Origin of the sequence: Maribacter confluentis (genome assembly GCF_030505015.1) — a bacterium.
Taxonomy (GTDB): domain Bacteria; phylum Bacteroidota; class Bacteroidia; order Flavobacteriales; family Flavobacteriaceae; genus Maribacter; species Maribacter sedimenticola.
The window spans coordinates 3,809,661-3,829,072 of the sequence record NZ_JAUKUC010000001.1 but is presented as its reverse complement, the minus strand read 5'-3'; the positions used below and the strand labels follow the sequence as shown (position 1 = coordinate 3,829,072).

Sequence of the window (19,412 nt, the reverse complement as noted above, 5' to 3'; positions counted from 1 at the left end):
TTTTCATGCTATTTAAATTTTAATAATGACCAAATCAAAATCAGCTGCATTTATATGGAATAGTATTGAAAAATTTGGTAATGAAGGTGTACAGTTTTGCATAGGCATAATTCTAGCAAGAATTTTAAGCCCCAGTGATTATGGTGTTGTCGGTATTTTATTAGTTTTTACTGCCATAGCCCAAATTTTAATTGACTCCGGATTTACAAAGGCTTTAATCCAAAAGAATGATAAGTCCAAAGATGATATAAGCACAGTTTTTACCTTTAATTTGGTAATAGCTTCAAGTATATATATAGTTTTATGGTTCTGTGCCCCTTATATTAGTTCATTTTATGGAGAACCTAGTTTGGTCTCTCTTCTAAGAGTTCTTTCCTTAGTCTTGATCTCAAATGCTTTATTTGCAATACCAAATACGTTACTAAGTATAGACTTAGATTTTAAAACTATTGCAAAAATTAATTCCAGTGCAATAATTTTAAGTGGCCTATTTGCTATTTTTTTAGCATATAACGGTTTTGGTGTATGGGCATTGGTATTTCAATACTTATCAAGATCAGTATTAATGTTGTTATTTTTTACTATAAGTAACACCTATAAATATCGAATTTACTTTTCTAAGTCATCTTTTAAAAATCTGTTTAAGTTTGGCTCAAACCTAATGGTTTCCAACTTATTAAATGTTGTTGTAGGCAAATTTTCATCATTATTTATCGCTAAAGTGGTAAGTACTGCAGATTTAGGATTTTATACACGGGGAATGCAATTTCCGGATGTTGCAATTGGTACGCTGGGTTCTGTTTTAGATAATGTTCTCCTACCCTCTCTGGCTAAAAACAAGGATAACAAGAGTTTAAGGTCTGAATTTGAAAGGGTAATGAAACTATTGCATTTAATTACATTACCAATAACAATTATTCTTGCAGTTTTGGCAGAACCAATTGTGCTTTTATTATTGACAGATAAATGGATTGCGGTAGTGCCCATTTTACAACTTTTCTGTTTGTCTAGATATTTCAACAATTTAATAAGTGTCAACATTAATATTTTATATGTTCTTAACAAGACGAACTTGGTTCTTAGACAACATTATATTAAAATTATAATAAGAGTTGTTTTAATTATTGCCGCGTTACCTTTTGGTATTATTTACATTGCAGCTGCAGAGGCCGTTACTTCAATTATCCATTTTATAATCAATGCATATTATCCAGGTAAATTTTTAGGCTATGGAATTAAGAAACAACTATCGGGTCTATATACATATTTAGTTATTGCTCTTGTTATTTTCTTAGCCTTGACATATATAAATTCCAATATTAATTCGTTATATTTTAAAATCATATTTGCCACGCTAGTAGGAACATTATCATTTTATTCCTTAGCCTATTTAACCAAAAAAAATGATTTTAATTATTTGAAGAATTTCATCATAAACAGATTGGGCAAAAAGTAAAGAATGGAAATTATATTAAAAATATTCAGGAAATTATATTCTTATTTTGCCAGTAATACGCAAAATTTCAAAATTGATTATGAGGGGCAATATGCATCTGACCAAATTTATAATTTGTTATCCTCCAACAAACCTTTTTTAGTGGCAAGGATTGGTGCAGTAGAATTTGAATGTATCTCTGCGTTTTTAAACACCAATAAAGGAACAAGTAAATATTTTGATTATATATTAGGGAGAACCAATAATCTTGAAATAAACAATAATGTAATTCAACAAGCACATGTAAATGCTGGTATATTTCCTGCATATAGGGAAACTATAGAAAATTTTGCAAAACAGGCGCTTATAGATATTGAGCAGATAGACATTTTAGGCGTTTGGCTAAAGGAACAACATCTGCTTAAAGAGACAATTAAAAACCGTATAAAAATTCCACTTAAGGACATTGAACCTTATTATCATGCTAATCCTTGGAGCAAAGCTCTTACAGGAAAAAAAGTTCTTGTAATCCATCCTTTTGAAGAAAGCATAATAAGTCAATATTCAAAGAAAGATGAATTATTTGAAAACCCGGAAATATTACCAAATTTTGAATTAAAAACAATCAAAGCAGTCCAAACAATTGCAGGACAACCAAGTGAGTTCAATACTTGGTTTGAGGCATTGGATTACATGAAAGAGCAAATGGACCAAATTGACTATGATGTTGCTATTATTGGTTGTGGAGCATATGGTTTATCTCTTGGAGCACACGCCAAAAGAATGGGTAAACAAGCTATTCACATGGGGGGTGCAACCCAAATTTTATTTGGAATAAAAGGTTCTCGTTGGGATAATCATCCAGAAATTTCAAAACTATATAACAATCATTGGAGTCGTCCTTTAATAAGCGAGACCCCCGCTAAAAAAGATGCTGTCGAAGACGGTTGCTATTGGTAATTAATATGAATTATATTTTAAATATTTACTGGAAAATTTACGCATTAAAAAATCTTATTTTTAATAAGATAACGTTTAAACGTAAGGATATTATTTATACTGATTTTCCTAAAATATCCGGTATAATTTTAATTACAGGCCAGGGTAGATTGGAATTAGGAACCCAAGTTAAATTTAATTCATCAAGAAGATCAAACCCAATTGGTGGAGATACAAAAATGATTATTGATTTAGGAGTTACGGGAAATTTGAAAATCGGCAATTATACGGGAATATCGAATGCAACAATAATTGCACACGACAATGTAGTTATTGGAGAAAACGTAAAAATTGGAGGTAGTGTTAAAATATACGACACAGACTTTCATTCCTTACAGCCAACTTTAAGGAAAAAATCAGAAACAGATATTCCTAATACAAAGTCAATTCATATTAAAAATAATACCTTTATTGGAGCCCATAGTATTATACTAAAAGGTGTAACAATTGGTGAAAACTCAATAATTGGAGCAGGTTCAGTTATAACCAAATCAATACCGGACAATGAAATATGGGGTGGTAACCCAGCAAAATTTATAAAGAAAATTGAATTATTACATACATAGATTAGGGTCTTCCTTATACCAATTTTGGATGAAGAAATCTTTATCTAAAAAAAAGAACATTTACTTTGGTATAAATTGTGAATTTTCAAAAAATTCTATTTTTGAAGGTCACAACCTGCTATCTACCCGGGCCGCACTAATAAACAGTAAACTTGGGTTTGCCTCTTATTTAGGAAGGGATACCATTTTAATGAATGCAAAAATTGGAAAATTTTCTTCAATAGGACCAGATGTAAAATGTGTTTTTGGAAATCATCCAACACATACCTTTGTAAGCACCCATCCTTCTTTTTTTTCCACTAGGAAACAAGTTGGTTTCAGTTTTACCCAAAAACAATTGTTTCCTGAGTTCCCTACTCCAACTGAAGGAAATGAACCCTATACTATACTAATTGGAAACGATGTCTGGATCGGGGCTAACGTAACGCTTTTGGACGGCATTACAGTTGGTGATGGAGCAATTATTGCCACCGGCGCAACAGTCACTAAAAATGTACCTCCTTATGCCATTGTAGGTGGCGTACCAGCCAAAATCATAAAATTTAGATTTCCTGAGCCACAAATTAAGTATTTATTAGACTTTAAATGGTGGAATAAGGATTTTGAATGGATAAAAGAGAACGCCCACTTATTTACGGATATTGATAATTTTATGAAAAAACTGAATTAAAAATTCAGCCATATAATTAATGCCTAAACAATAATTTCTTTTTTTCCTCCAAGATCAGCTGCTGTTTGGCTAAATGAACTTTGGTGCGAACCATAAATCTTATTTGTCTTTGACAAACAGAACAAATCCACAACTGCATCCTGTATGGCCAATGAATTATTTCTATCATAAGAATTTACATCATTGGTAATTATCTTGTTAGGATATGCTTTGATAAAATCATCTTTAAATACAGGGTCATCTGTAGAAAGATAAAACTTTACGTCAGCATTATTTTCTATTTCAGCATCTACAACCTTTTTAAACTTATCATTGGAACTAATAGCTTTAGAGGCTACATGGTCAGTTCTACGAACATGTAGGCCTATCATGTTTTCTCCAAAATTTTCAGAAATGCTATTAATTTTATTACCAATACTATCAATTGGCCTTAAATAATCATAATTGGATTTTAATTCCGCAACACGATAACAACAATTAATATATAATTTATTGCTGTTATTGACCGCATCTGAAATAATAGGGGTTATTCTATCTATAAAATTTTGGTCCAAAACCCTAATATTCGTTTCCAAACTGGAATTTTGAAGATAAACTTTATCCAAGTTTTCATTACGTATAACGGCGTTAAAACCCAACTTCTTTATCTCTGCTAAAATTTTCCTATGTTCTAGTGATAAATTTTTAGTGGTAATTAACTTCTTTATGTAATTTTTTACAGGATTACTGATTTTATTTAAATCAATGGCAAAATCCCCAGCACTAGACTTGCCTATTTTTACCAAATTCCTCTCTGGAAATCCATCAGGGCAATTAATAATTGTCACCTTAATATCATTAAATGATATTGGATCAAACAGACTGTCAAACGTTGAATTAAGTGTTACATCCGTTGTCCATAAAACTTCCAGATCAAAATTATATTTCTTGCATATCTCAAAAAATGAATCTAACGCCCTAAGTCGGTTACAAAGTCCGCCAACAGGTCTAAGAATTATTTTCTTTTTGATTTCCATTCGTTTTATTTTAAAATACCTAACTAAAAAAAAATCGTAATATTGTAAGCGTAAATATAAACTTCCCCTATAAATCTATTAGGTATATATGCATTTAATTAAAAAGATGGGTCTAGTCCCATTTATTCTACTTAGTGGTTACATGATAGACCCAATGCATTATGGTTTTATATTTGGATATTTTCTTTTAATTTATCTAGTTTTTTTAGGCAAAGATATATTTCAACTAACCGATAAATCTAGCACAGTATTATTATTGTTTTCGTTAATCTACGCAACATTTTATGCTTTTGACCCAACTAGCGGTATTCAATATATAGGAATATATGCCGTATTCCCATTTTCTTTTTACCTTTTAGGAAAGCATATTTCATCAAAATTCAAGGATAGTAATGATCTTAGTAACCTTTTTTTAATTATTGCCGTTATTTATTCAAGTATTGCGCTAATATCCGTATTGTCAAACATAATTAACTATGGTTTTATAGCATTGGATAGGGATGTGCCCTCTATTTGGGGAAATACGCAAAATGCAACAGGTACCGCAGTGTATTTATTTGCTAATATGTGTATACCGGCAATATTATTATTTTCTTTTAAAACAAGAAAAAAGCTATATAACATTATACTTATTGCCATTTATATAGCCTCAATAGCTTGTGTTTTGAGATTAGGGAGTAGAACTCAAATTATAATAAGTTTACTTACCCTTATCGCTAGTATTTTATTTTTATTTACTTCAGTATCGGCAAAAAATAAAATATTGATTGTAATTGGGGTATTGGTAATTACAAATGTGGTGATTTCATATTTAAACTTGGATTTCAATTCCGATCTTTTAAGTGCATATGCCGGTAGAATGGAAAGTAAAGAGTATGGGGCTGCCACGGCAGGTGGACGTACTCAAAGATGGGCATTATCCATAGAATATTTATTTAAAGAACCTTTAGGGTGGAATGTTAAAGAATTTGGATTATCTCATAATCTATGGTTAGATGTGGCCAGAACAGGAACAATAATTTCATTTATATTACTAATAATATATACAATAATATCCCTTAAAAACACATTTGGTCTATTACAGAATAAATTAGAAAATTTAGCGTTTAAAAATCAAGTTTTAGTTTACACCATGGGTTTTATGTTACAATTCTTCGTAGAACCAATTATGGAGGGTTCTTTAGAATTATTTACTTTTTTCTGTATGTTTCAAGGAGCTATAAATGGTAGAATCAAAACTTTGGAATCTATTACAACAGATGATCACACTATTTGATTTTTATGCAAAATATAGCAGTATTACTTACTTGTTTTAACAGGAAGGAAAAAACTCTAAAATCTTTAGAAGCCCTTTATACAGCCTATAACGGTTATGAACAAAAGTTTTCTCTAAGTATATATTTAACGGACGATGGTTCCACAGATGGTACTGCGGAAAGTGTTAAAAGTAAATATCCAGAAGCTACTATTTTACTAGGCAATGGCCAATTATACTGGGCCGGCGGAATGAGAAATTCTTGGAACGAAGCATTAAATAAAGATTATGATATATTTTTTCTTCTAAACGATGATACCATAGTTAATACAAAATTATTTAGCAATTTATTGGATACGCACCAAGAAGTAATTAATAAATATGGTATTGGAGGCATATATCTAGGGTCTACTATGGACCCACATACAAATAAACTCACGTATGGTGGAGCTAAATTGCTGAATAAATTCATGTTAAAATATCAACATCTTATACCAAACGGCAATATACAGGAATGTGAATTGGGCAATGCAAATATTATGTTTGTTTCCAAGAATGTAGTCAAGCAGATTGGTATTTTATCTACTGACTATATTCACGGTGTAGCAGATTATGATTATACGTTAAGGGCGGTCAAGAAAAATTTACCGGTAGTTATTATGCCAAATTTTTGTGGTGTTTGCGAGAATGAACATGTTTACCTTTATGAAGGTTTCGCGAAAATGTCATTTAAAAAACGGTTAAAGCATCTGAACAATCCTACGGGTATAGACTCTAGGTCTAATTTAAATTTAATGAAAAATCATTTTCCAATACGAGTTCCCTTCTTTATTACTTCAAGTCTTATAAAATTAGTTTTTCCTGCATTGTACACCAAATTTCATAAAAGCAGGTAATTTTAATCAATAAGGCATTGCATATAAATTTTTGAAACAAAAAAATAAATGTTTCTCTGAAATTTGAACTTACTAGAAAATTTGATGCATTGAGGTATTAAAACAAAATTGCATTTCAAACGTTAAATCTTGAAACTAATCTATTTTGAAAAATAAAATAATTTCCACTTGGGTATATTTGGATAGTGAAGAAGAGAAATCTAAATATCCGAACAACAGTGTAAAAGCAGCAAGTAACTCGCCAGAATTTCAAGCCATTTATTGGCGATGCGTGATTGTTTTCTTTAAAACATCTTTGTTATTCCATAAAGAACACAAGCATATTTTGTTCACCAATACTGCCAATTTACCATTGGTTAATGGCTTTAATATTGAAACTTTTTTTCAAGAAAATAATATAGAGGTAGTTACAGTCAAAAATAAATATCCCCTACCCAACGGTTACTTCAACACCTTTAGAAACCAATTTTTTGAATTTTCCATAATTGAGGAATTATCAAAAAGTATTGGTGATTCGGATAATTTTTTAATGCTAGATTCTGATTGTATATTCCGTGAATCCTGTGATTTTTTATTTGAAAAATTGGACGAAAATGGAATGGCGCTGACCTATGTTGTCAATAGAGATTTAAAATATAGCATAAATGGTCTTAATGGATATCAATTAAAAGAATTATTCAATGAATTTGGAATTTCCAGCACTGAACCACCCTATTATTCTGGTGGTGAAGTATTATTGTGCAGCGGAAAATTCGTTAAAAAAGTAGCTCAAGATTTTCCGGCTTTGTTTCAACAATTAATTACAAGGTTCAAAAATGACGAACTTAGGTTTAATGAAGAAGCCCATGTACTGTCCTATTTTTATTACAAATACAAAGCATTAATAGGAGGTCTCGATGAACATATTAAACGTATGTGGACAAACCACAACTATTATAGAAATATAGATCCAAAAGATGTATACAGATCGATTTGGCATTTACCTAATGAAAAAGGCTTAGGTTTTGAAAGAATGTTCAATGCAATTGTAAACAATAAAATTGAATTTGAAAATCATGAGGACTACGTTTCCTATGCTGAAAATATGATGCTAAACCCTAAAAATCATAAAACGGAATATATTAAAAAAATTAAGCAGAGCCTTTTAAGGGTTGCAACTAAAATTGGGGTTAAAAAATGATTGACCATTAACATTACCGAAACTAATTTTTAGCTAACAACCACAACTCATTTTACAAAATGAAAATTATACAGCAGAGTAATAGGGAAATCATTCATTTTGCAGAACAAGACACCTTAATCTCCTCCAGATACAGAACTATATTTATAAAAACAGACGAAAAGGAAGTAAGTTTCAAACTACCTGAAAAAAATTTTTTTAAAAGAGTTTTTGGACTGTTTAGAATTACACGAAGACTGTTAAGACTTGATAAATGCAATGTTTTTTATCATAAGAACAACTTAATACTTATTAGACAAGGTGTTGTTTATCACTATAACAGTAGCACTAAAGCTTTAAAAGAAACCCTTAAATTAAGGAACTGTAGAAATGTAATGCACCAATCTATAAATAGTACTCCAGAAGGATATATCTATTTTGGCGAATATGGTGCAAATAATGAAAGGACAACGGTACCTGTTTACCGTAGTATTGATGGCGGGCTATCATGGAAAGAAATCTATACATTTCCAGAAAAAAGTATAAAACATGTACATGGCTGTTATTACGATGAGTATACCGACAAAATATGGGTTTGTACTGGAGATTTCAAGGATGAAAGTTGGCTGTTAGTAGCCAATAAAGATTTCACAGAAGTAAAAAAGATTGGTGACGGACAACAAAAATACAGAACATGTAGTATAATATTCACCAAGGAAAAGGTTCATTGGCTAATGGATAGTCCAATAGAACCGTCTCATCATATTATTTTTGACAGGAAGACAGAAACCATTAAAATTGGCCAAAAACTAATGGGACCCGCATGGTATACAAAAAAGATAGACGATACTACCTATCTTGCCACAACAACAAGAGAAATTGGCCCTGGTGTTCTGGATAATAATGCACACTTATATATTACAAAAGATTTAAAGAATTGGGTATCTATCAAACAATTTGAAAAAGACAATTGGACTATGAAATATTTCAAATTTGGAATCATTGGTTTTGCAGATGGAAAGCAATCTTTAGATGCCGTTCATATTTTTTTGGAAGCCGTAAAAAAATATGATGGTAAAGCCCTATTGTGCGACCTAAGTTAACCTGCTGATTAAACACGGTAAGACTTACTTTTCAATCCTTAAAATAATTCATACTATTACTTAGGTTCCTCCGTTTAGTATATAATTACGATCAAAATGCAATACATAACCAAACTAGAAGAATTACAAAATTACTGGGCGCAGTCCAAAAAAGCTCAATTAAGAAGTTTTGCCCGTAATGTAGCATTAGATATAATTTCTTTAAAAGAACGCAATGTAGATTTTGAGGAGGTATTTAAAACTCCAAGAGTACATTTTTTATACATACATCATATTTTTGAGGATGAGGAAACCAATTTTGACCAACTTTTAAATTTACTTTCAAAACAGCACACATTTTTATCACATACTGATGCTATTAACAAAGTACTTTCCGGTAATATTGACAAACCCTATATTTCCTTTAGCTCAGATGATGGTCTTAAAAGTAATTTGAAAGCTGCGGAAATTTTGAATAATTATGGAGCCAAAGCCTGTTTTTTCGTAAATCCCAATTCTATTGGTATTGATTCGGTAAGCAAGGCAGCTGAATTTTGCAAGACTAGATTGGATATGCCACCAGTAGAGTTTTTAAGTTGGAAAGACCTGGATACCCTATTGAAACAAGGTCATGAAATTGGAGCACATACAATGAACCATGAAGATGTTGCTAAATTGACTTTAAACGAATTCGAGGACAACTTAAACCAATGTAAATCTATATTGACCGCTTCTTGTGGAGACATCCCTCATTTTGCATATACCTACGGAGGGTTTTCCAACTTTACCAAAGATGCTTATGATATGGTATTTAAAACAGGATACTATTCTTGTTCATCTGGCGTAAGAGGTGCTCACATAAGTGATGGGAGTATTATAAAGGAAAATGAATTTATTCCACGGAGAGACCATATTATTGGTGGGTGGAAATTAAACCACATCAAACATTTTATGAAAAAAAGTATTGATGGGGCCAATGTTCAAAATAATTTCCTACCAGCAATTTGGAAATAACTAGAAAATTATAGTTTCTAAGAAATGAATTTAAAACCTACCATACACTTTATAAATAACATAGCTCCGCATTATATGGAGCCTATGATATATCAATTATTAAAAAGTGAGGAGTTCAACTTGTTTTTTTCATGTGGGGAAAATCAAAATCTTGGAATTAAAACAGTAGATTTTAGTACTGAAAAATATAAGCCATACAAAAACCATATTGATGTTAACATAAAGAACATTTGGATAAAAAGTAAATACTTGGTTTGGCAAAAAGGTGTTATTTCAAAATGCATGCTAAAAAAGAAACCCGATTTGATAGTTCTTTTGGGAGAATTTTTGATTATCTCTAATTGGATCGGTGCAATAATATGTAGGCTTAGAGGAATCCCGGTAGCTTTTAGAGGCCACGGCCTCTATGGAAATGAAGGAACAATTAAACGGTTTATAAGGGTATTGTTTTATAAGCTAGCCAATTCTCAATTAGTTTATGAAAGAAGATCTAAAGGTTTATTGATTAACAATGGACTAAAACCATCTACTATTCATGTACTATTTAATTCATTAACTTATGACTATCATAAAAGCCAGAGGGAGCAATTAAAAAATTTATCCAAAGAAGAAGTTTTTCCTTTTTTTAAATCTACCAAAATTCCCACATTAGTGTTTACCGGTAGACTTACAAAAATTAAAAGATTGGATACGTTGTTGACCACCGTTAAAAGGTTACAGCAAGAAATAGAATTAAATCTTTTAATAATCGGTGATGGTACAGAACGAGAAGATTTGGAAAATTTGGCCCAAAATATACTCAAAGATGGTACATATCATTTTTATGGTAGTTGTTATGATGAAAATATTATGGGTAGGTTGTTAAGCAAATCTGATCTTTGTGTTTCTCCTGGTAATGTTGGTTTAACCGCTATACATTCATTAAGTTATGGAACTCCTGTTTGTACCCATATGAATTACGCAAATCAAATGCCAGAAGCAGAAGCTATTGAAAATGGTATGAACGGGTGTTTGTTTGAAGAAAATAATCTTGATGATATGTATCTACAAATAAAAACTTGGTTAATTAAACATCCACTAAAAACAGATGAAATTGCAATTAATTGTTATAAAATTATAGATGAGTATTACAACCCATATTTTCAGGAAAAGGTGTTTTTAAAACTAGCCCAACAAAATGCACCAATTGTTTAATTTATTTAAATGAAAAAAATTCTACAAATAAATACAACTGTTGGTTATGCCTCTCCTGGAAAAATTGCCAACGATATTGGCGATTTAATAATGGAATCTGGCAATGAAAGCTATATTGCCTATGGCAGGCAGCCAGAAAGTAAAAGCAATTCATTGGTCATAAGAATTGGGAATAACCTAGATATATATACCCATGTTTTATCAACACGGTTATTTGACGACCATTGCTTTTCCTCAAAAAAAGCGACTCAAAAATTAGTATCCCAAATCAAGGAAATTAAGCCCGATCTAATTCAAATACATAACCTTCATGGTTATTATATAAATATTGAGGTACTTTTTAGTTTTTTAAAAGATGCTGACATTCCCGTAGTATGGACATTTCACGATGCATGGGCAATAACGGGTCATTGTACGCATTTTGAACATGTGGGCTGTACCAAATGGTTAACGCAATGTCACTCGTGCCCACAGACCAACACATATCCCAATTCAGTTTTATTGGACCGATCAAAACAAAATTACAAGGATAAAAAAAGATTGTTCAATTATCCAAAGTACTTGACCATTGTTACTCCATCTAGTTGGTTGGCCAACTTGGTAAACCAATCATTTCTTAAGGAACACACGGTTAAAGTAATTCCAAATGGAGTTTCCCAAGAAATATTTAAACCTAGAAAAAATCCTGAACTGGAAAAAACATTGAATTTAAAAAATAAATTCGTTGTTTTAGGAGTTTGTAGTGTGTGGGATAAGGGCAAAGGGTTTTATGATTTCATAGATTTGGCAAAAATGCTTTCCAATGAGTATGCTATTGTCATGGTCGGTGTCACAAAAAAGCAGGCAGAAATGCTACCTGATAATGTGATTGCCATTCCTAGAACGAGCAATGTAGAGGAACTTGCAGAGTTATATACTTTGGCAGATGTCTATGTAAATTTAACATATGCCGATACCTTTCCAACCACAAATTTAGAGGCTTTGTCCTGTGGCACGCCAATTATAACCTATAATACCGGAGGTAGCGTTGAATCCGTTACTCAACAAACAGGTATGGTCGTTGAACAAGGCAATCTCAAAGAAGCAGTAAGTGCTATAGCACAAGTTAAGGATTCAGGTAAATCTCATTTTGAAGAACATTGTGTTACAATGGCGCTAGATAAATTTAATAAGGAAAAACAATATTTAGAATATATTAAACTATACCAACCCTTATTGGGCAATTAAAAATACTTTTATGTTTAAAGACAAAACTTTATTGATTACTGGTGGTACAGGTTCTTTTGGAAACGCTGTTCTAAACCGTTTTTTAGAAACCGATATTAAAGAAATTAGAATCTTTAGTAGAGATGAAAAAAAGCAGGATGATATGAGAAACACCCTTAAGAACAATAAGATAAAGTTCTATATAGGTGATGTAAGGGATTATAATAGTATTTATAACGCCATGAGCGGTGTAGACTATGTTTTTCATGCCGCTGCATTAAAACAGGTTCCTTCTTGTGAATTTTTTCCACTTGAAGCTACAAAGACCAATGTATTTGGAACCCAAAATACTATTGATGCCGCAATAGCCCATAAGGTAAAACGCATTATTTGCTTAAGTACAGATAAAGCGGCATATCCAATCAACGCAATGGGTATCAGTAAGGCATTGATGGAAAAAGTTGCCGTTGCCGCATCTAGGAATATTCCAAATAACGAAACCATTGTTTGTCTTACAAGATATGGTAACGTAATGGCTTCAAGAGGTTCGGTCATTCCATTATTTGTAAAACAAATTGAAGAAAACCTGCCGCTGACCATTACAGACCCTAAAATGACACGTTTTCTAATGTCCCTTGAAGATGCCGTAGATTTGGTTCTTTTTGCGTTTACCAATGGTAATCAAGGTGATCTTTTTGTAAATAAGGCTCCTGCCAGTACGATCGGTGACTTGGCACAGTCCATAAAGGAAATATTGAATGCGGACAATCCCATAAAAATTATAGGTACTAGGCATGGTGAAAAATTATATGAAACCTTGTGTACCAGGGAAGAAATGCAGAAAGCGGAAGATATGGGAGAATTTTACAGAATTCCGGCAGATAACAGAGATTTAAATTACAGCAGGTATTTTTCTGAAGGTGAAACCGATGTTAGTACTATTGAAGATTATCATTCACATAATACCGATCAATTGACCAATGATTCATTGAAAAACTTATTATTGAATCTTAGTTATATTAAAGAACAGTTATAGTTCATGGAACATACTATATATGATGGTGCAATACATACGGACGAAAGGGGAACCATAAAGTTCTTCAATAGTCTTGATATGGCAGAAATTGTCAGAATGTATGAAATTTGCCCAGCCTCAACAGAATTGATAAGGGCATGGCAAGGACATCAATTTGAAAAAAAATGGTTTTATTGTAATGAAGGTAGCTTTAACATCAACCTTGTTAAAGTAGCTGATTTTAAGGCCTCTTCTCCCCTATTGGTACCTCAAAAAATAGTCTTGGAAAGTAGTAAACCATGCTTTTTAGCTTTACCAGGTGGTTATGCAACAGGTATTAGGTCATTAGAGAAAAATTCCAAGATTACCGTATTTTCAAATTACAGTTTAGAGGATTCTAAAAATGACGATTATAGATTTCCGGTAGAACATTGGACATTTATAAATTAAAAGAGAGAAAATGAAGACAATTGGTATTACAGGTCAGAACGGATTTGTTGGAAATCATTTATTTACAACCTTATCATTAAGTGACAAGATAAAATTAATTCCGTTTCAACGCTCCTATTTTGAAAATACAAAGGATTTAGAAAATTTTGTATCGCAATGTGATACTATTGTTCATTTATCCGCTATGAACCGTCATGACGACCAACAAGTAATCTATGATACCAATATAGAATTGGTTGAAAAGTTGATAGCCGCTTGCGTTAATACCAATCATGAGCCGCATATTTTGTTTTCTTCATCTACGCAAGAATCCAAGGACAATCTTTATGGTAAATCCAAGAAAGAAGGCAAAAATAGATTAATGGAATGGGCCAGTAAAGGTCAAGGACAATTAACCTCGCTCACTATACCCAATGTATTTGGACCCTTTGGAAAACCAAATTACAATTCTGTAGTTGCTACTTTTTGTTATAAGGTAACACACGGGGAGCAACCACAAATAATAAATGATGGAGAGGTATCCTTGATTTATGTCAACGAATTAGTTCAAATTATAATAGACGGTATCCATTCTGATCAGAAAAAGAAAAAAATAGGTGCGAACAGTTATGAGCTGAATATTAAACCAACAAGCAAGAAAAAAGTTTCTGAACTGTTATCATTGATTACTGGTTTTAAGAACAACTATATGGAAAAAGGCATCTTTCCAAATTTGGAGGATGAATTTGAAAAAGCCTTGTTCAACACCTTTAGGTGCTATGTTCCTATAGATCATTATCCTGTAAAATATACAAAACATACCGATCCAAGGGGAAGTTTTGTGGAAATTGCAAAAACCAATACCAGCGGTCAATTTTCATTCTCCACTACCGTTCCCGGCATCACAAGGGGAAACCATTTTCATACAAGAAAGGCGGAACGCTTTGCAGTGATAAGTGGAAAAGCATTGATACAACTAAGAAAAATTGGCACGGATGAAGTTATTGATTACTATCTGGACGGAACAGAACCTGCTTATGTAGATATGCCCATTTGGTATACCCATAACATAAAAAATATAGGGGACGAAGAATTGATTACACTATTTTGGATCAATGAACCATATGACCCGGAAGATGCCGATACCTATTTTGAAAACGTTTAAAAATATAAACATACAATTTTGGAAAAACTAAAAGTACTTACCGTAGTAGGCACAAGACCTGAAATAATTAGACTAGCCTGTGTTTTGAATGCATTGGATGCTAGTGATGCCATTGAACATATTTTAGTTCATACCGGTCAAAATTATGATTACGAGTTAAATGAAATTTTCTTTGAAGACCTTGAAATTAGGAAACCTGATCATTTTTTGAATGCCGCTGGAAAAAATGCAACGGAAACGGTAGGTAATATCCTTATTAAGATCGACCCTTTGCTCGAAGAAATTAAACCAGATGCATTTTTGGTATTGGGAGATACCAACTCCTGCCTTTGTGCCATACCTGCCAAGAAAAGACAGATACCTGTCTTTCATATGGAAGCCGGCAATAGATGTTTTGACCAACGGGTACCGGAGGAAACCAATAGAAAGATCGTTGATCATGTTGCTGACGTAAACTTAACTTACAGTGACATTGCAAGAGAATATCTTTTAAGGGAAGGGCTTCCTGCAGATCGTATTATAAAGACCGGAAGTCCTATGTACGAGGTACTTACCCAATTTACACCCAAGATCGAAGCTTCCAAAGTATTGGAAAAACTTAAGCTTGAAAAAGATAAATATTTTGTGGTATCTGCGCATAGGGAAGAAAATATAAGTAACCCAAAGAATTTTGAGGGATTAATTACTTCCTTGAATCAAATTGCGGAAAAATATCAATATCCCATCATAGTTTCTACCCACCCAAGGACTAGAAACATGTTAGACGTAAAACAATTGGAAACCCATAAACTTATTCAATTTTTAAAACCATTAGGATTTTCTGATTATAATGCCCTACAGTTGAACTCATACGCGGTTCTGTCTGATAGTGGAACCATTTCCGAAGAATCATCGATTTTGAATTTTAGGGCCCTTAATATTAGAGAGGCCCATGAAAGACCGGAAGCTATGGAAGAAGGTTCGGTAATGATGGTAGGCCTTGAGCCTAAACGAATTATGCAAGGCTTGGCCGCATTGAACAAACAACAACGTAATCCTAATAGAAATTTTAGACAGGTAAGTGATTATTCCATGCCCAATGTTTCGGAAAAAATGGTACGAATAATAATTTCATATACAGGTTATGTCAATAGAGTTGTCTGGTCAAAATAAACAACTATTTGTAGTTTCTGAGCTTTTTTACCCTGAAACAATATCTACAGGGTATATTATGACAGAAATTGCTAAGGAACTTGCCAAAACCAACAAGGTAACCGTAATAGCCGGTCCAGAATTCTATGAGGAAAAAGAATATAAGGCCACCGCGAATTTGGAAGATATTCAAATCACAAGGGGTAATTACGTTAACTATAACAAGAATAATTTTTTCTCTAGAATTTATGGTGTCTTTTCCACTAGTTGGAAAATGATGCGATTGATGAAAAAACATATTCCGGCCAATAGTGAAATATTAATGGTCACCAATCCTTTGATTCTCTTTGTTCTATCAAGTTTTTACATTAGAAAAAAATCATGGAACATTAAACTTTTGGTCCATGATGTTTTTCCTGAAAATTTAATCATTGCAGGGGTATTGAAATCAAATACATCTATTGTCTATAAGTTGTTAAGATCCATTTTTAAAAAAGCGTATCTAAAAATGGATACATTGATTGTTCTGGGCAGGGACATGAAAAAGTTATTTTTGGAAAAAACTAAAGGAGCTTCAAAAATTACAATAATTGAAAATTGGGCAGATACCGTTAATATCCAAAAAAATGATTTGCCAAATACGATCCCAAATTTTCTTTTTGCTGGTAATTTAGGAAGGTTACAAGGATTAGATGTACTGCTCAATGCACTATTGGCTACAAAAAACTATAATTACACCTTTACATTTATTGGCTCTGGGGCGGTAGAAAAATCCATCTCGGATTTTATATCATCACACGCGCTAAATCATGTTCAGAAATTGGGATGGCTACCTAGAGAGCAACAAAATGAGTTTATGGCAAAAGCTACAATTGGCGTTATATCATTAACGGAGCATATGTTTGGATTGGGTGTTCCTTCCAAATGCTATAACTTATTGGCAGCAGGTAAACCAATTTTATATATTGGCGACCCTGGTTCAGAAATTCACCAATTAATATCAGAACACAATATAGGTTGGTTTGCACAAGCGGGTAATACCAAGGAAATAGAACAAGTAATTATTGAAATAGTGAATAGTGGCACTTCAGATTATCAATTAAAAAGTGATAAAGCACGTATATTGGCAGAAGAACTTTATGCCAAGGAAATTATACTGAATAAATTCAGTAAACTTTTTTAATAGGAACGGTATGAATGTATTATTGACCGGAGCTACAGGATTTTTAGGTGCTAACATTTTGCATCATTTTACAAATATGGGCCACCATGTAGAAACAATAGGACGTTCTCAAGAAAATGACATCATTGCAGATTTGGCAACTTTCAATAAGCCTTTGAATACGAAATATGATCTTGTAATTCATGCCGCCGGCAAAGCCCATGTAATACCAAAAACTCACGCAGAAGAAAAGCTGTTCTATGATGTTAACCTTGAGGGCACAAAAAACCTTTTAAAAAACCTGGTTATGCCGCCAAAGAATCTAATTTTCATAAGTACGGTAGCTGTATATGGTCTTGACCATGGGCAGGGTATTGATGAAGACTATCCTTTAAAAGCCACTACACCTTATGGAAAAAGTAAGGTAATGGCAGAAAATGAAATACTTGCTTGGGCAAAGATAAACGAGGTAGGTGCCACCATACTGAGATTGCCATTAATTATAGGTAGAAATCCAAAGGGAAATTTAAAAAGTATGATTCATGGAATACAAAAAGGATTTTACTTTAATATAGGAAAAGGTAATGCTAAAAAATCTATGGTTTTGGTAGATGATATTTCAATGGCATTGCCCATATTAATGAAACAACCTAACATTTATCATTTAACTGATGGCCATGACCCGTCTTTTAAAGAACTTTCTGGAGTTATTGCAAAAGAATACGGATTAAAAAAAATATACGCTATACCATATTACGTTATAAAACCCATTGCCTTATGCGGTGATATTATTAAAAAGTTATTTTCAATATCCCCACCAATTGATAGTTTAAAACTGGATAAAATCAATAAAAGTTTAACCTTTAATGATTCAAAAGCTAGAACCGCTGGCTATAGTTCTAGACAAATTTTAGACAACAAAGAGTATTGGCTTAACTAAGCTCAATTATAAAACAGACCATGAATATAACCCCATACATAATCCTAGGAATAATTCTTCTTGCTTTAGAGTTGATATACCTGAAAATAGCGGATAAATTCAATATTATTGATAAACCTAATAATAGAAGTTCCCATGTAACCCCTACCATAAGAGGTGGTGGTATAATTATATTTTTTGCGTTTATACTTTATGCCATTTGGTTTAAACAATTGAATCCACCGTTTACATATGTATTGGCTGCCATTAGTATGGTGGCTATTATTAGTTTTATAGATGACATGATCAGTCTGTCCTCTAAGGTGCGTATATTGGTCCATATTCTTGCTTTTAGTCTTGTCTTCCACTCGCTTGAACTTTTTAGTCTTTACTCCCTCCTTACCATTACAGGTGTATATATATTCTCAATAGGGTTTTTGAACATTTATAATTTTATGGATGGTATAAATGGAATTACTTTTTTAAATACATTGGTAACCTACGGTATACTTTTAATTCTGAATATCTTTTACATACCTTTTGCGCAAACGGAGTTATTAGTAACATTAAGCATAGCTACGCTAGTATTCGGTATTTTTAACTATAGAAAAAAACCTAAATGCTTTGCCGGTGATATAGGAAGTATAACCATAGGACTTTCCATTATATATTTTGTTTTAAGTTTTTTTCTTAAAACAAATAACCCACTCATATTCTTGATTTTAGCTATGTATATCATAGATGGTGGACTTACAATTATTGAACGATTGATAAGAAAGGAGAATATTTTTAAACCTCATAAAAGACATTTATATCAAGTATTGGCCAATGACCACGGTATGAACCATTTAGTAGTTTCAACATCCTATTTTGTAATGCAATTGATTTTTAACTTAATAGCCTATCTATTGATATCAAATGGCTATTCATCTTTTCTTTTGTTTATGCTTCCGGTGGCAATAGTATCCATTATTTATATAATCGTTAAACAAAAATTAAACACGAAAGCTAAACACCTATAAATCTTATTGTTATAGGGTTAAACATACTTATTAACAGAGAACTTTTTTAGTCATTAAACTTTTGGTGAATGAGCTAA

General features: G+C 32.3%; 19 protein-coding genes. 18 read left to right on the top strand and 1 reads right to left on the bottom strand.

Annotation, left to right across the window (positions count from 1 at the left end; genetic code table 11):
- Positions 1 to 25 precede the first annotated feature (25 nt).
- The 4 genes from Q2T41_RS16825 to Q2T41_RS16810 are packed head-to-tail and all read left to right on the top strand — an operon-like array spanning position 26 to position 3,670.
- Positions 26 to 1,456, top strand: a complete 1,431-nt coding sequence (locus tag Q2T41_RS16825) for a lipopolysaccharide biosynthesis protein (RefSeq protein ID WP_304437028.1) — start codon at positions 26 to 28, stop codon at positions 1,454 to 1,456.
- A gap of 3 nt (positions 1,457 to 1,459) precedes the next feature.
- A complete protein-coding gene (locus Q2T41_RS16820; protein ID WP_304437027.1) occupies positions 1,460 to 2,395 on the top strand; it encodes a hypothetical protein in 936 nt (311 codons plus the stop codon).
- A 5-nt stretch (positions 2,396 to 2,400) separates the two neighbouring features.
- A complete protein-coding gene (locus Q2T41_RS16815; protein ID WP_304437026.1) occupies positions 2,401 to 3,000 on the top strand; it encodes an acyltransferase in 600 nt (199 codons plus the stop codon).
- Between the two features lie 28 nt (positions 3,001 to 3,028).
- The gene (locus tag Q2T41_RS16810; protein ID WP_304437025.1) at positions 3,029 to 3,670 is read left to right on the top strand and encodes a CatB-related O-acetyltransferase; all 642 of its coding nucleotides are present in this window, start codon (positions 3,029 to 3,031) and stop codon (positions 3,668 to 3,670) included.
- 23 nt (positions 3,671 to 3,693) lie between these two features.
- Here Q2T41_RS16810 and Q2T41_RS16805 read toward each other — a convergent pair whose 3' ends face one another.
- Positions 3,694 to 4,686 (bottom strand): O-fucosyltransferase family protein, encoded by a 993-nt coding sequence (locus Q2T41_RS16805; RefSeq protein ID WP_304437024.1) that lies wholly within the window; start codon positions 4,684 to 4,686, stop codon positions 3,694 to 3,696.
- A gap of 106 nt (positions 4,687 to 4,792) precedes the next feature.
- Between Q2T41_RS16805 and Q2T41_RS16800 the strand changes: the two genes are divergently transcribed.
- The 14 genes from Q2T41_RS16800 to Q2T41_RS16735 all read left to right on the top strand — a co-directional run bounded on the left by Q2T41_RS16800 (position 4,793) and on the right by Q2T41_RS16735 (position 19,335).
- Positions 4,793 to 5,962, top strand: a complete 1,170-nt coding sequence (locus Q2T41_RS16800; protein WP_304437023.1) for an O-antigen ligase family protein — start codon at positions 4,793 to 4,795, stop codon at positions 5,960 to 5,962.
- A 5-nt stretch (positions 5,963 to 5,967) separates the two neighbouring features.
- Entirely contained in the window at positions 5,968 to 6,837 is an 870-nt protein-coding gene (locus tag Q2T41_RS16795) for a glycosyltransferase family 2 protein (protein ID WP_304437022.1), read from the top strand.
- A gap of 145 nt (positions 6,838 to 6,982) precedes the next feature.
- Positions 6,983 to 8,017: a hypothetical protein gene (locus tag Q2T41_RS16790; RefSeq protein ID WP_304437021.1), complete on the top strand. Its 1,035-nt coding sequence runs from the start codon at positions 6,983 to 6,985 to the stop codon at positions 8,015 to 8,017.
- Between the two features lie 59 nt (positions 8,018 to 8,076).
- Positions 8,077 to 9,099 carry a hypothetical protein gene (locus Q2T41_RS16785; protein ID WP_304437020.1) on the top strand — a complete coding sequence of 341 codons (1,023 nt, stop codon included), beginning with the start codon at positions 8,077 to 8,079 and terminating at the stop codon, positions 9,097 to 9,099.
- Positions 9,100 to 9,195: 96 nt separating this feature from the next.
- Positions 9,196 to 10,092, top strand: coding sequence for a polysaccharide deacetylase family protein (locus tag Q2T41_RS16780; RefSeq protein ID WP_304437019.1), 897 nt, complete (start codon positions 9,196 to 9,198; stop codon positions 10,090 to 10,092).
- Between the two features lie 24 nt (positions 10,093 to 10,116).
- Complete coding sequence (locus Q2T41_RS16775; RefSeq protein ID WP_304437018.1) at positions 10,117 to 11,286, top strand: glycosyltransferase; 1,170 nt, start codon at positions 10,117 to 10,119, stop codon at positions 11,284 to 11,286.
- A 9-nt stretch (positions 11,287 to 11,295) separates the two neighbouring features.
- Positions 11,296 to 12,513 (top strand): glycosyltransferase, encoded by a 1,218-nt coding sequence (locus Q2T41_RS16770; protein WP_304437017.1) that lies wholly within the window; start codon positions 11,296 to 11,298, stop codon positions 12,511 to 12,513.
- Positions 12,514 to 12,523: 10 nt separating this feature from the next.
- Entirely contained in the window at positions 12,524 to 13,528 is a 1,005-nt protein-coding gene (locus Q2T41_RS16765; RefSeq protein ID WP_304437016.1) for a polysaccharide biosynthesis protein, read from the top strand.
- Positions 13,529 to 13,531: 3 nt separating this feature from the next.
- Positions 13,532 to 13,957 (top strand): sugar epimerase, encoded by a 426-nt coding sequence (locus tag Q2T41_RS16760; RefSeq protein WP_304437015.1) that lies wholly within the window; start codon positions 13,532 to 13,534, stop codon positions 13,955 to 13,957.
- Between the two features lie 10 nt (positions 13,958 to 13,967).
- On the top strand, positions 13,968 to 15,101 hold the full coding sequence (locus Q2T41_RS16755; protein ID WP_304437014.1) for a polysaccharide biosynthesis C-terminal domain-containing protein: 1,134 nt from the start codon (positions 13,968 to 13,970) through the stop codon (positions 15,099 to 15,101).
- Between the two features lie 18 nt (positions 15,102 to 15,119).
- Positions 15,120 to 16,253 (top strand): non-hydrolyzing UDP-N-acetylglucosamine 2-epimerase, encoded by a 1,134-nt coding sequence (gene wecB, locus Q2T41_RS16750; protein WP_304437013.1) that lies wholly within the window; start codon positions 15,120 to 15,122, stop codon positions 16,251 to 16,253.
- A complete protein-coding gene (locus tag Q2T41_RS16745) occupies positions 16,225 to 17,415 on the top strand; it encodes a glycosyltransferase family 4 protein (protein WP_304437012.1) in 1,191 nt (396 codons plus the stop codon). Before wecB ends, Q2T41_RS16745 begins: the two co-directional genes overlap by 29 nt.
- A 10-nt stretch (positions 17,416 to 17,425) precedes the next feature.
- Positions 17,426 to 18,334, top strand: coding sequence for an NAD-dependent epimerase/dehydratase family protein (locus Q2T41_RS16740; RefSeq protein ID WP_304437011.1), 909 nt, complete (start codon positions 17,426 to 17,428; stop codon positions 18,332 to 18,334).
- 20 nt (positions 18,335 to 18,354) lie between these two features.
- Positions 18,355 to 19,335, top strand: coding sequence for an MraY family glycosyltransferase (locus Q2T41_RS16735; RefSeq protein ID WP_304437010.1), 981 nt, complete (start codon positions 18,355 to 18,357; stop codon positions 19,333 to 19,335).
- The last annotated feature ends 77 nt before the right edge of the window (positions 19,336 to 19,412 follow it).